The sequence below is a fragment of the Paenalcaligenes niemegkensis genome (genome assembly GCF_022230885.1).
In the GTDB taxonomy this organism is placed as follows: Bacteria; Pseudomonadota; Gammaproteobacteria; order Burkholderiales; family Burkholderiaceae_B; genus Paenalcaligenes; species Paenalcaligenes niemegkensis.
This window is the reverse complement of sequence record NZ_JAKGCT010000004.1, coordinates 1,006,778-1,019,530: the sequence shown is the minus strand read 5'-3', so window position 1 is coordinate 1,019,530 and position 12,753 is coordinate 1,006,778. Positions and strand designations below refer to the sequence as shown.

General features: G+C 49.8%; 10 protein-coding genes and 4 pseudogenes. 8 read left to right on the top strand and 6 right to left on the bottom strand.

Annotation, left to right across the window (positions count from 1 at the left end):
- Positions 1-171 precede the first annotated feature (171 nt).
- From L1889_RS08920 to thpD, 5 genes and pseudogenes are all read left to right on the top strand, one after another.
- Positions 172-699, top strand: a complete 528-nt coding sequence (locus L1889_RS08920; protein WP_238664835.1) for a MarR family winged helix-turn-helix transcriptional regulator — start codon at positions 172-174, stop codon at positions 697-699.
- Between the two features lie 268 nt (positions 700-967).
- The gene (locus L1889_RS08915) at positions 968-1,252 is read left to right on the top strand and encodes a GNAT family N-acetyltransferase (RefSeq protein ID WP_238664834.1); all 285 of its coding nucleotides are present in this window, start codon (positions 968-970) and stop codon (positions 1,250-1,252) included.
- Positions 1,253-1,354: 102 nt separating this feature from the next.
- Positions 1,355-2,662 (top strand): diaminobutyrate--2-oxoglutarate transaminase, encoded by a 1,308-nt coding sequence (gene ectB, locus L1889_RS08910; protein WP_238664833.1) that lies wholly within the window; start codon positions 1,355-1,357, stop codon positions 2,660-2,662.
- Positions 2,659-3,062, top strand: a pseudogene (locus tag L1889_RS08905) (ectoine synthase). The gene ectB and the pseudogene L1889_RS08905 overlap by 4 nt, the downstream one beginning before the upstream one ends.
- A gap of 12 nt (positions 3,063-3,074) precedes the next feature.
- Positions 3,075-3,991, top strand: a pseudogene (gene thpD / locus L1889_RS08900) (ectoine hydroxylase).
- A 167-nt stretch (positions 3,992-4,158) separates the two neighbouring features.
- Here the strand turns inward: thpD and ehuA are convergent.
- From ehuA to ehuB, 4 genes and pseudogenes are all read right to left on the bottom strand, one after another.
- Positions 4,159-4,973: pseudogene (gene ehuA, locus L1889_RS08895) on the bottom strand (ectoine/hydroxyectoine ABC transporter ATP-binding protein EhuA).
- Positions 4,970-5,662, bottom strand: a complete 693-nt coding sequence (gene ehuD / locus L1889_RS08890; RefSeq protein ID WP_238664832.1) for an ectoine/hydroxyectoine ABC transporter permease subunit EhuD — start codon at positions 5,660-5,662, stop codon at positions 4,970-4,972. Before ehuD ends, ehuA begins: the two are co-directional and overlap by 4 nt.
- A 2-nt stretch (positions 5,663-5,664) precedes the next feature.
- On the bottom strand, positions 5,665-6,336 hold the full coding sequence (ehuC, locus tag L1889_RS08885) for an ectoine/hydroxyectoine ABC transporter permease subunit EhuC (protein WP_238664831.1): 672 nt from the start codon (positions 6,334-6,336) through the stop codon (positions 5,665-5,667).
- Positions 6,337-6,449: 113 nt separating this feature from the next.
- Complete coding sequence (ehuB, locus tag L1889_RS08880; RefSeq protein WP_238664830.1) at positions 6,450-7,310, bottom strand: ectoine/hydroxyectoine ABC transporter substrate-binding protein EhuB; 861 nt, start codon at positions 7,308-7,310, stop codon at positions 6,450-6,452.
- A 440-nt stretch (positions 7,311-7,750) separates the two neighbouring features.
- On the opposite strand from ehuB, the gene aroG reads away from it, so the two are divergent.
- Both aroG and mnmA read left to right on the top strand, forming a co-directional pair.
- Positions 7,751-8,842: a 3-deoxy-7-phosphoheptulonate synthase AroG gene (gene aroG, locus L1889_RS08875; protein ID WP_238664829.1), complete on the top strand. Its 1,092-nt coding sequence runs from the start codon at positions 7,751-7,753 to the stop codon at positions 8,840-8,842.
- Positions 8,843-9,013: 171 nt separating this feature from the next.
- The gene (gene mnmA / locus L1889_RS08870) at positions 9,014-10,132 is read left to right on the top strand and encodes a tRNA 2-thiouridine(34) synthase MnmA (protein WP_238664828.1); all 1,119 of its coding nucleotides are present in this window, start codon (positions 9,014-9,016) and stop codon (positions 10,130-10,132) included.
- A 1-nt stretch (position 10,133) separates the two neighbouring features.
- Here the strand turns inward: mnmA and L1889_RS08865 are convergent.
- Together L1889_RS08865 and L1889_RS08860 are read right to left on the bottom strand one after the other, a co-directional pair.
- Positions 10,134-10,741 (bottom strand): annotated as a pseudogene (locus L1889_RS08865) (glutathione S-transferase N-terminal domain-containing protein).
- 176 nt (positions 10,742-10,917) lie between these two features.
- On the bottom strand, positions 10,918-11,172 hold the full coding sequence (locus L1889_RS08860) for a hypothetical protein (protein WP_238664827.1): 255 nt from the start codon (positions 11,170-11,172) through the stop codon (positions 10,918-10,920).
- Positions 11,173-11,342: 170 nt separating this feature from the next.
- Between L1889_RS08860 and purB the strand changes: the two genes are divergently transcribed.
- Entirely contained in the window at positions 11,343-12,719 is a 1,377-nt protein-coding gene (purB, locus tag L1889_RS08855) for an adenylosuccinate lyase (RefSeq protein ID WP_238665894.1), read from the top strand.
- Positions 12,720-12,753: the final 34 nt, after the last annotated feature.

Below are 12,753 nucleotides of genomic sequence, written 5' to 3'. Positions count from 1 at the left end.
TCCGATGGCGGGGCTCGTTTTCTGAAGATGGCTAAACCGGTGTAAATAAAGGGCATTTGTTAATGAATGCCCTTTTTTGTGTCTAATTATTGTTGTTGACAGAAATTATTAGACAGCATATGATTTCGGTACTAACTAATTATAGATTTGCTTTGGATGTATGTCTCCTAAATGAACATAGAACACGAATACGATTTGCGCATTCTGCGCGCTTTACGCAAAATTACTCGATCTATTGCGTTGCATTCTCGTCAATTGGCGGCTTGCAGTAATATCACGGCTCCGCAGCTTATCTGCTTGCGTACCGTTATCGAGAAAGGCCCTTTGACGGCCACAGCGATAAGCCGCGAAATGCATATCAGCCCCAGTACAGTGGTTGGTATTCTGGATCGTCTCGAAGACAAAGAACTTATTGTTCGTGAACGCGGACGCGAAGATCGTCGAATTGTGTTTATTACTGCTACGGCAGCGGGCGAGAAACTAGCCCTTGAGACCCCGTCACCCTTGCAAAAGCAACTCGCTGATGCGCTCAACAGCTTGCCTGAGCTAGAGCGGGCAACGATTACCTTATCGCTGGAGCGCATCGTTCGTTTAATTGATTCGGATTCTGAAATGGCTACTGAAACTTCGGATACCGTGTCGCCGATATTGGAGGTCCCGATCGGGAGTGTCCCTCCCGAATCTGGGTTGGTAGTGTGAAAAACCTCAAATGCAGAAAAACGCAATTTAAATCCAAAAAGCCTAATGGCGAGTCCGAACCCGAAGACCCGCTGGTGTTCCGTGCTCCCGTTCCTGACGACGGAGCACGCATACACCAGCTTATCTCAGAGTGCCCGCCACTCGACGTAAATTCTGTTTACGTTTATCTGCTTTTAGCCGAGCATTTCGCAAATACCTGCGTTGTGGTCGAGCATCAAAATCGCCTAGTTGGCTTTATATCCGCCTATATCCCCCCAGCCAAACCGATGTGCTATTTATCTGGCAAGTGGCCGTGCATGCCGATGCGCGGGGTCAGGGGTTGGGGCAGCGTATGCTGCAACATTTGCTGGCCCGCACGGGTCTGGAGCAGCTTCGGTATATAGAGACCACCGTGAGTCCTGATAATCAAGCATCACGCTCCATGTTTAGCAATATGGCTCAGCGTCTGAACACATCGCTTAACGAAAACGTACTTTTCGAAACGCATCACTTTGGTAAACATGCTCATGAAGAAGAGCCTCTGTTGCGAATTGGGCCTCTGCCTCATGGCTAGCTAGTCACCAAGTAAGCAGACCCTAAATTCAAGTAATGAGCGCTAACTTTCGGACCACTTCCGGTTCGCAGGGGAAGTCGTGCTCAAAAAAGGAGAGAAAAAATGACTGACTTAAAAATATTTGACAGGATGGAATCAGAAGTCCGTGGCTATATTCGGTCGTTCCCCGTTGTGTTTAAGAAAGCTAAAGGTTCCATACTTTTTGACGAACAAGGCAAAGAGTATGTGGACTTTTTCAGCGGGGCCGGCACATTAAATTACGGTCATAACAACCCATTTTTAAAAGAGAAAGTCATCGACTATTTAACGTCGGATGGCGTGGTGCATGGCCTGGATATGGCTACCACTGCGAAGAAGCGTTTTCTGGAATCCGTCGATGAGCGATTATTCAAACCCCGCAAATGGGAGTATGTATTGCAGTTTACGGGGCCGACTGGCACCAACGCTGTTGAGGCTGCACTTAAGCTTGCGCGCCAGGTAAAAGGCAGACAGAACATTGTGTCCTTTACCCATGGTTTTCACGGCGTAAGTTGCGGTGCGCTGGCTGCTACGGCCAACAGAAAGTTTCGGGACGCAGCCGGAGTGGGCTTATCTAATACGACATTCTTGCCCTACGACGGGTATATGGGACCTGATGTAAACACGCTCGCTTACTTTGAACGTATGCTGGAAGATCCAAGCAGTGGTCTGGATCATCCTGCCGCCGTTATTGTGGAAACCGTGCAAGGCGAGGGTGGTATCAATGTCGCAACCCGCGCATGGATGCAAGAGCTGCAGCGTTTGTGCCGCCGTCATGACATGCTGCTTATCGTTGATGACATCCAGGTGGGATGCGGGCGTACTGGCAGCTTCTTCAGTTTTGACGGTATGGACATACAGCCCGATATTATTACGCTGTCCAAATCCTTGTCCGGCTTTGGCCTGCCCATGTCATTAGTATTGATCAAGCCAGAACTGGATCAGTGGAAGCCCGGAGCACATAGCGGTACGTTCAGGGGTAATAACCTGGCTTTTGTCACTGCTACGCACGCCTTGGATGAATACTGGAGTGATGATGCCTTCAAAGAGCAGACTCAAGCGAAAGCTGCTGTCGTAGGCGACTGGCTGGAAAATATCGTTCAAAGTTACCCGGAGGCAGGCCTGAGTGCTCGAGGCCGCGGGCTGATTCAGGGGCTGGTTACACCCCCACGCTCTGGCTTGGCCTCAGCTATCAGTGCTCAGTGTTTCGAAAAAGGAGTAGTCATCGAAACCTCGGGTGCGCACGATGAGGTCTTGAAGCTATTGCCTGCTTTGACCATTAGCGAACAAGAGCTGCAGCAAGGGCTGGAAATCATAGAGCGTAGCGTGGGGCATGCATTCGCCCAGCAGAACAGTAAAAAAATCGTGAAAATCGCAGGAGCAGGAAAATGATCGTTAGAAATGTCAAAGACGTTATCGGAACCGCAGACGAGATTCTTACCGAGAACTGGGTTAGTCGCCGGGTATTGCTCAAAAAGGATGGAATGGGGTTTTCATTTCATGAAACCACCATTTTCCCCGGGACTGAAACCCACATACATTATCAAAACCATCTCGAAGCAGTGTGGTGCATTGAGGGCGATGGTGAAATTGAAACCATTGCCGATGGCAAAAAATATGACCTGCATGCGGGTGTGGTCTACGCACTCAATGAAAACGATGAACACTGGCTGCGGGGCGGAAAAGAACCCCTGCGTGTAATTTGTGTATTTAACCCCCATTGACCGGTAACGAAGTTCACAACGAGGAAGGGGTCTATCCATTAGTTATGGATGAAAGCACGGCAAATTAAAGGAGTCTAATCATGAACACCTCGATTGCAGACTTATACGTATCGAGAACCGAGAGAGGGTCAGCGATCATCGCACGACAGGAACCTACGGTGTATGAGGAAGGCACTTACGCGCAAGCGCTCACCGCAGATCAACTGAGTCGTTACGAGAACGATGGCTTCCTGGTAATAGAGGATCTGTTCAGCGAGAATGAGGTTAACGATTTGCTCGCCGAAATCGATAGGCTAGGTAAAGATGAAAGCCTGCGAGGTCGGGAGGAACTGATCACCGAGCCTAATAGCCAGGCCCTGCGCTCTATTTTTCTTGTGCATAAGCTTAGCGAAAAAATCAAGGAACTGGTGCGTGATCCAAGGGTGCTGGATGTAGCCAGGCAAATCCTTGGTTCTGAGGTTTATATACATCAGTCCCGGGTTAACTTAAAGCCTGGCTTAAATGGCAAAGAGTTCTACTGGCATTCTGATTTTGAAACCTGGCACGTAGAAGATGGAATGCCCACTATGAGGGCCCTGAGCTGCTCAGTCTTGTTGACTGACAATAATGCGTGCAACGGGCCTCTTATGCTGGTTCCTGGTTCGCACAAGCAGTTTATTGCATGCGAGGGGATTACCCCCGGAATAACCACGAGCGCTCTTTGAAAAAGCAAGAGGTGGGCGTGCCAGATCCTATCAGTCTTAAGTTGCTCGTGGACAACGGGGGCATCCACCCCGTCTGCGCCAAGGCTGGGTCTGTGGTCTTCTTCGATTGCAATACGATGCACGCCTCATCGGGTAACTTGTCACCTTGGCCCCGTGCTAACGTTTTTACCGTCTACAACAGTGTTGAGAACGTGCTACAGGAGCCTAAGTATGGTCTGGACCCCCGTCCCGAGCATATTGCTACCCGTAAAGGCGTCGAAGCCGTGGTGCCGGGTGACGCTGTTATATCGTGAAGCAAAGGCTGGGATGGTGGATACAGTTAAGCCGCCATCTGAAGCCCTGCCATTCAGACCCAAAGTGTGGTTGTAGTTTCTTCAGTTTCCAGTAACGGGTATTAGCTGCAAAAAGACCTCATCGATATCTAAAATCGATGAGGTCTTTTTATGTGAGCTGCCTGCGATTAAGTGACGGTGGCGCCATTGCTTTCATTGTTGATAAAGTTGCTGAGAAACTCTTTGGTGCGTTCTTCCTGAGGGTTTCCAAAAATCTGTTCCGGACTGCCGTCTTCTACAATCTTGCCCTTGTCAAAGAAACAGATGCGATCCGAGATTTCTTTGGCGAACTGCATCTCGTGAGTGACTAACAAAATCGTTAAGTCATGTTTTTCACTAAGGCGCTGAATTACGCTCAGCACCTCGCCCACCAGTTCAGGGTCGAGCGCCGAGGTGGGCTCATCAAACAATAAGATGTTAGGCCGCATTGCCAGAGCTCGGGCAATGGCGACCCGCTGTTGCTGGCCGCCTGAGAGCTGGCTTGGAAACTTATCGGCTTGGTCCGACAGTCCCACCAGCTCCAGGTATTCATCGGCTCGCTTGTTGGCTTTTTCCTTGCTTAAGCCCAAAACGTGAACAGGGGCCTCGGTGATATTGCGCTTCACCGTCATGTGCGGGAATAAATTGAACTGTTGAAACACCATGCCCATTTCCTTGCGCATATCTCGCAAGTGATTCTCACTGGCCTCAACAAGTTCGTCGTTTTTCAACTCGTGCCAAAGTGGCTTCCCTGCTACCCAGATGACTCCGTCCTGGATGTTTTCCAGGGTCATCAAGATACGTAAGACCGTGGACTTCCCGGAACCTGAGGGCCCGATGATGGTTACTTTCTCGCCTCGTTTAACTTGAAAGTCGAGAGCGTTTAGAACAGTGATGTCGCCAAATTTTTTGTGACGTTTTCAAAGCGAATAATCGCGTCGTCATCGTTTTGGTCGGTATTCATTGCAGTGGTATTCCTCGTTTGGGTAGCCGTTTATCTAAAGAGCGTACACCCCAGGATGCGACTAAGGTCATTATTAAATAGAGTGCGCCCACCATGGAGAGTGGCACCATATAGTTAAAAGTACGATCGCCGATGATCTTGGCGACATTTAATACTTCCAGCACTGATACGACCGATAGAATAGGTACATCTTTCATGATCGACACCAGGTAGTTACCCAGAGCAGGTACGATACGTGGGATCGCTTGTGGCAAGATGATGATGCTGAAGGTGCGCATAGGCGATAGATCCAGTGCGTGCGCTGCCTCGGTCTGACCACGCGTGATGGATTCAATGCCAGCCCGATAAACCTCAGAGGTATAGGCGCTGTATTGCACGCCTAGGGCGAGTGCCCCGGTTAAGAAAGCGGGCAGTACGAGGCCGTAGTCCGGAAGAACGTAATACAGGAAAAACAGCTGCACCAGCAGTGGCGTGTCGCGTATGAATTCGGTGAGAAATTTGGCTGGCCACGAAATGATTTTAAAGCGTACGCTTTTTAAGGCCGCTAAAATCAGCCCCAATACGGCGGCGACAACGAAACCTAGCAACGTGGCCTGTACGGTAACGATCAGGCCGCGTAGCAAGATGGGTAAAATCGATACGGCAAATGCCCAGTTGCTGCTAGTGTCCCATGCATATCCAAATAGCATAATTAGCTCCGTCCTGCGCGCCAACGCCCTGTGAATCGTTCAAGAATTTTCATAAAGGCCGTCAATACCAGCGCCATGCCGAAATACATGAAAAGCAGCAAGGTGTAGATGGTGGTGCTATCTTGCGTATAGTTTCGTATCTGTTCCGCCCTGAAGGCCAGGTCGCCTAAGCTGATCAGTGAAACCAGCGCAGTGTCCTTCAGGTTCTGCACAGCCAGGTTCCCGAAGCTTGGCATCATTTCGGGGATGGCTTGAGGAACAGAGATACGCCACATGGTTTGTTCAGGCGTGAAGTCCAGGGCTTTGGCGGCCTCGAGTTGTGAGTGGGGAACTGCCTGTATGGCTCCCCTGACAACTTCGGCGCCATAGGCTCCTATATTCAGGCTCAGTGCCAGAGTGCCCGCGACCACGGGTGGGAGACGCAGGTCAATGCCCAGGCTCTGTCCCAGTACCGGTAGAGCAAAAAATAGCCAGAAGAGTTGAACCAGAAGCGAGGTGCCCCGGAACACCTCGATAAAGGCGATTGATATAGATTTGATCAGCCAGTTGCGAGAGAGTTTGCCGACCCCGAATGCAAAAGCAAAAAGCGTGCCAAAAATGCTTGAGTAAAGGGTCAGCTTAATGGTGACCCAAGCCCCGCTTAAGAGCGGGCCACTGTAATTCATCCAGTCCATAACTGTGTCCGTCGTATCCCCGTCAGAGCCTCAGCGTATAAGACCAATTGGGGGAATTTCACCCCGCACGTAAAAATGGTGGCGGGGCGGGGATGTGCGGCAATGGCGTTAAATTAGCTTTCGCAAAGTTGACTGGTGCTGCGCTTGGTGGAGGCTTCAAGATCTGCGTCAGTAAAGCCGTAGCTCGACAGGATATCGCTCCACTCTTGAGTTTCCTTAAACTTTTTCAGCTCCTCATTAACCGCATCACGCAGGCTTTCTGAATTTTGAGCAAAGGCGAAACCTCCCCAGCTACGGACTGGCTCACCATCAATGATAGGATCGCTAAAGTTAGCGGCGACTTCGACTTTGTCGCTTTTGGAGGCGAGTTCGCTGGCAGTCAGGCTGGTAGCGGCGTATGCATCTGCACGGCCTGTGGCCACGGTAGAGATGGCGTCGGCATTACTTGAAATAGTTACCATGCGGCTTTCATCTACCCCCAGGGCCTGCATCATCTCAAGCTGATCGGCGCCCGCCATAATAGCGATCTTGTAATCGCTGTCACTAAAGTCTTCGAAAGCATGGATATCGTTAGGGTTGCCTTTGGCTACCATCAGGCCTTCGCCATAGGAGCTATTGGGTTCGGAGTAGAGTACCTGTTTACACCGTTCTGGAAGAATCGCCATTTCTGCTGCAACAATGTCAAAGCGATTGGCTTGCAAGCCGGGAATGAGTGAACCAAAATTTGTGGTTGACCATTCAATACGGTCAATACCCAGGTTTTTCATGATGGCTTTAGCTACATCCGGACCTGCTCCTTTGGCATCGCCATTCAGGTCCATATAGCCGTAAGGGATTTCATTAGCGACCGCAATGCGTACTGCGCCACGTTCCTGTACTTCTTCCAAAGTTGAAGCGTGAGCTGCTCCTGCGATCGTCAGCATGGTGGTAGCCGTGATGGCGGTCAGAGCTGAAGAGAGGGTTTTGAGACGCATATCTGTCCTTTTTTCAAATATTTGTAGCGAAAATCATTAGCGTACGAATGATTTGATTGACTGATGATACTACGCGATATTATTTTGAGACAAATCATATTGATTGAAGCTATTGGGCACGGTTATGCGATAGTAAAAACCTGAGGCAAAGAAAAGCCGGGCTGTAAGCGCCGTTTCACGTTAACAAAAGAGTAGGGCATCCTAATGTTTTTTATCTTGCGTCACCTTATTTACTGTGTTAGGATTAATTACTATGTATTCACAACAAGCTTATTTTTTCTTTTACTTTTTTGCTTTTCCTAAGCCGCTGGCGCAGGAAGGGATACATCGTACATACGCAAAATAGTAAACGAAATCCTCGAAAAAGCCGCCAGCAAAGCAGGGCGGCTTTTTTTGTGCCGCACACTTTCGCAACTGGCACAACCTACTGGAGTTTAATCGTGTCGCACAATACTGATGATCTGCGTATCAGGGAAATTAAAGAGCTGTGTCCACCGGCGCATGTTATGCGTGAATTCCCGTGTTCGACAGAGGTAGCAGCCACCGTGCATGAAACGCGCCGTGCTGTGCATAATGTTTTGCATGCCAAAGATGACCGTTTAGTGGTGGTTATCGGGCCTTGTTCTATTCATGATCCTGAGGCGGCTATTGAGTACGCGAGGCGTCTGGTTGCTGAGCGCGATCGTTTTAAAAACGATTTGGTCATCATCATGCGTGTTTATTTCGAGAAGCCACGTACTACAGTAGGTTGGAAAGGATTGATTAACGATCCCAAGCTAGATGGAAGTTTTAATATCAATCTTGGTTTGCGAACTGCCCGCGAACTGTTGCTTGAAGTTAACTCCCTGGGCATGCCGGCCGGTTGTGAATTCCTAGACATGATTACTCCGCAATACATTGCGGATCTGGTTTCCTGGGGTGCGATTGGTGCCCGCACCACAGAAAGCCAGGTTCATCGCGAATTAGCCTCAGGCCTGTCTTGCCCCGTCGGTTTTAAAAACGGAACCGGGGGAAGTACACGTATTGCAGTAGATGCCATTAAAGCGGCAGCCTCCTCCCATCATTTTCTATCGGTCACTAAGGCTGGCCATTCCGCCATTGTGTCTACTGCAGGTAATGCCGATTGCCACATTATTTTACGTGGCGGAAAAGCTCCTAATCACGATACCGAGAGCGTGGATAAAACGGGTAAGGAAATGGAATCCGCGGGGTTGCGGGCGCGAATCATGGTCGACGCCAGCCATGCAAACAGTAGTAAAGACTACCGTCGTCAGCCATTGGTGATTGATGAGGTTTGTGCGCAAATCGAGGCAGGTGACGAGCGTGTGTGTGGGGTTATGGTCGAGAGCCATTTAAACGAAGGCCGTCAGGATCTTGTCGAAGGCGAGCCCCTTAAGTACGGTCAAAGCATTACCGATGGCTGCATAGGGTGGGAAGCGTCTATAGCTGTGCTCGAGCGATTGGCTAAGGCAGCGCAAACCCGCCGTCAGCTGCTGAGTAATACCGCTGAGCTCGCAACAAGCGCAAATTAAGTTGTGGACCTCCCTGGCGATGCTAGTCAGCGAGGAGCTCAAGCGTTAAGATAAACAGCAGTGTTAAGCCATCACTTTAATCTGTGATGGCTTTTTGTTTTTTATTGTCCTGGTCTTGTGCGATTTAACGCGCTCTGCCAGTTCTTGTTTTTGTATTTATGGCCTATCTCTATGCCTGGTTCATCTGTAAATAAAGGACGTGTCATTATTGGCATGTCGGGTGGCGTTGACTCGTCTGTTAGTGCGTGGCTGCTCAAGCAGCAGGGCTATGAGGTGATTGGCGTATTTATGAAAAACTGGGAAGATGACGATGATAGCGAATACTGCTCATCACGCCAGGACTGGCTGGATGCTGCCAGTGTGGCAGACCTGATCGGGGTAGATATTGAAGCGGTCAACTTTGCCTCTGAATACAAAGATCGGGTATTTGCAGAGTTTTTACGCGAATATTCGGCGGGACGCACTCCTAATCCTGATGTGCTGTGCAATGCAGAGATTAAGTTCAAGGCGTTTCTAGATCATGCGATGACCTTGGGCGCCGATTATATTGCTACCGGGCACTATGCACGTGTGCGTTCAGTCGAGTCAGCTACCGACGGCACACGCTATCAATTGCTTAAAGGCTTGGATACCAGTAAAGATCAAAGCTATTTTCTGCATAGGCTTAATCAAAACCAACTGTCACGTACGCTTTTTCCATTGGGCGAATTGCCTAAAACCGAGGTTCGCCGTATAGCCGCAGAGTTGAAACTACCCAATGCGGCCAAAAAAGACTCCACCGGTATTTGCTTCATCGGGGAACGCCCCTTTAGAGAGTTTCTAAATCGTTACCTTCCTACAGAGCCTGGCCCGATCAAAACTCCGGAAGGGCAAGTTATCGGACAGCACGGAGGGCTGGCCTTTCATACCTATGGGCAGCGCAAGGGGTTGGGTATCGGTGGGGTTAAGGGCCAGCAGCGTCAGGACGGGACCGCGGATGCATGGTATGCGGCGCGTAAAGATCTTGCTACTAACACCCTGTATGTGGCACAAGGACACGATCACCCGTGGTTGCTTAACAAAAGCCTCAGAGCAGAAAATGTAAATTGGATTGATGGCGAGGCGCCCGCTTTAGGCCTCTATGCGGCTAAAAGCCGCTATAGGCAGCCCGATGCGGAGTGCCAGTTGCTTAACGTAACTGAGGAGGGGTTCGAGCTGCAGTTCAGCCAAGCGCAATGGGCGATGACTCCGGGGCAATCCGCCGTGCTGTATGACGGCGATGTCTGCCTGGGCGGAGGGATTATTTTATAAGCTAGGGTGCAAGGGTGGTAGCAAATGAGGGTCTTCCTTGCAGCTTTTCGTCGAGACGTTGCAAATGCTCGTACTGGCTACGCCAGTTAATTTCCGGGAAACGAAGATCTAGATAACCAAGAGCGCACCCTACAGCGACATCGGCCAGGGTAAAGCTTATGCCCATACAGAAGGCCTGATCACCCAGGTTCTCGTTCATGTGTGCCAGAGAAGCGTGGATTTTTCCTTCCTGCCGTTTTATCCAGTTGTCGCTGCGCAATTCAGCAGGCCGGCGATGGGTTTCGATATGAATGGCAACCGCAGCATCAAGTATGCCGTCAGCGATGGCTTCCCAGCACTTGGTTGCAGCTCGTTCCCGGCCAGACTGAGGTAGCAGACGTCCTACAGGTGACAAGGTATCAAGATATTCGACGATAACGCGTGAGTCGAACAAGCTGCCGTAGTCGTCCATGATGAGACATGGAATTTTTCCCACAGGATTATGTTGCTGAATTTCGGAATCGTCGGCCCACACGTCTTCGAGTACGAGGTCGTAATCGAGCTTTTTTCGGCCATAACTACACGCACTTTGCGGACGTATGGGCTAGTGAGTGAACCTAAGAGTTTCATGGATACGTATTAGTAGTTGTAAGCAAAAAGTATAGCAGGAAGCCGACGGCTTACCCCTGAATCGGGCTGTTTAAGCATACAGTTAACGATTGATGATAAAGATTGTGGTTAATAAGCTGTTATTCATTACATCTTCTGCAAATAACTTGCCTGGATGGTAATGATTAGGTAGGGCGTCACTCCTGTTCCTCACTAACCGGACGTGCCATATACCAGGAGCGCTCCAGGAACAATTCATGCTCAAGACTATCTATGCTGCAATTAGATTCAATCCTTAGCTTTGGTACGGCATCCTCGCCGACATTGAAGTTATCTGCCTCTACTTCCGCGGCTGCGAAGTAGGCATTTAAATTAAGGTCGGCGACTCCGTGCTCCAGAACAAACTGCTCTATGATTTTTTTGCCTTCATCTGTTAGCGAATAAGTGTACATAAGCGGCTCCTGCAAGGGTAATGGTTAGAAAATTCTATCCTATGTATAGGACATGCCCGGCTTTAGGGTGACAGCAGTTGTATCAGAGACCATTCATAGCTTGCTCCTGTATGCCGCACTGGCAGTGCTAGAATGGAGCTTTGATTTCTTCTCTATCTTTCTCTCAGACAATGCAAATCGCAGAACAATTAACCGCGCTTAATGCGCTGTCCCCTCTTGACGGGCGTTATGCCAGCCGTTGCAACTCGTTGCGCGGCTTACTTTCCGAAGCCGCTTTTATGGCACACCGTGTCGAAGTCGAGGTAGCTTGGCTCGTTGGGCTGTCGAAGCTTGGGCTCGAAGAGCTGCCTCCTTTTAGTGGTGAAACTGAAGCCAGGCTGACGCAATTGGTAGCAAATTTCTCTGAGACTGATGCGCAACGTATCAAGGAAATCGAGAAAATCACTAACCATGATGTGAAGGCAGTTGAGTATTGGTTAAAAGAACAGGTCGCTGATGATTCAAACCTGCAGCAAGCAGCAGAGTTCATCCACTTTGCATGTACGTCTGAAGATATTAACAATACCTCGCATGCGCTGATGCTAACCAGAGCCCGTGAGCAAGTGGTGTTGCCGCAACTGAATGCGGTGCACGATGCGATTCGTGATTACGCCTCGCAGTATGCCGATCAGCCTTTGCTGTCTCGCACCCACGGTCAACCAGCCAGCCCTACGACCATGGGTAAGGAATTTGCGAACGTGGCTTATCGCCTGAAGCAGGCTATAGGAGCAATAGCTCAGGTTGAGCCTCTGGCCAAACTGAATGGTGCTACCGGAAACTATAACGCGCACCTGTCCGCCTATCCGGATGTGGATTGGCCTGAATTCAGCAGGAAAGTGCTGGCCGGACTTGGTCTGACACAAAACCCATTGACTATTCAAATTGAGCCTCACGACTGGATGGCTGCATTGTTTGACGCTATCGGACGAGCCAATACAATTCTTATCGATTTTAATCGCGATATCTGGGGCTACATCGCCTTGGGCTATTTCAAGCAGCGCCTTAAAGAAGGCGAAATCGGCTCGTCTACTATGCCGCACAAGGTGAATCCAATAGACTTTGAAAACTCGGAAGGTAACCTGGGTTTGGCCAATGCAGTACTACGCCACCTTTCAGAAAAGCTCCCTATCTCGCGTTGGCAGCGTGACCTTACCGATTCAACCGTGTTGCGTAACTTGGGAGTAGGCTTAGGGTATAGCATGGTGGCTTATGACTCTTGCTTGCGCGGACTCGTTAAGCTTGAGTTGAATGCCGCTGCCATCGACGCGGATATTGATGAATGCTGGGAAGTGCTGGCCGAGCCAGTGCAAACGGTGATGCGCCGTTATGGTTTGCCTAACCCTTATGAGCAACTAAAAGAACTCACCAGAGGCAAAGGCATTACTCAAGAGGCGCTGCGCACTTTTATTCAGGGGCTTGAACTGCCTGGAGACGCGAAGAGCTTCTTGCTTGAGCTCACGCCACGTACCTATACTGGTTTGGCGCAGCAGTTAGCGCGTAGTGTCTAGGTAGGTGGACTCAAGCATAAAGTGAAAAAGCTGC

What these genes read in the sequence shown, in the direction of transcription:
- purB (WP_238665894.1), top strand. Translation starts at nt 11,343, where the DNA reads ATGCAAATCGCAGAACAATTAACCGCGCTTAATGCGCTGTCCCCTCTT.
- ectB (WP_238664833.1), top strand. Translation starts at nt 1,355, where the DNA reads ATGACTGACTTAAAAATATTTGACAGGATGGAATCAGAAGTCCGTGGC.
- ehuB (WP_238664830.1), bottom strand. Translation starts at nt 7,310, where the DNA reads ATGCGTCTCAAAACCCTCTCTTCAGCTCTGACCGCCATCACGGCTACC.
- L1889_RS08860 (WP_238664827.1), bottom strand. Translation starts at nt 11,172, where the DNA reads ATGTACACTTATTCGCTAACAGATGAAGGCAAAAAAATCATAGAGCAG.
- L1889_RS08920 (WP_238664835.1), top strand. Translation starts at nt 172, where the DNA reads ATGAACATAGAACACGAATACGATTTGCGCATTCTGCGCGCTTTACGC.
- ehuC (WP_238664831.1), bottom strand. Translation starts at nt 6,336, where the DNA reads ATGGACTGGATGAATTACAGTGGCCCGCTCTTAAGCGGGGCTTGGGTC.
- ehuD (WP_238664832.1), bottom strand. Translation starts at nt 5,662, where the DNA reads ATGCTATTTGGATATGCATGGGACACTAGCAGCAACTGGGCATTTGCC.
- mnmA (WP_238664828.1), top strand. Translation starts at nt 9,014, where the DNA reads ATGCCTGGTTCATCTGTAAATAAAGGACGTGTCATTATTGGCATGTCG.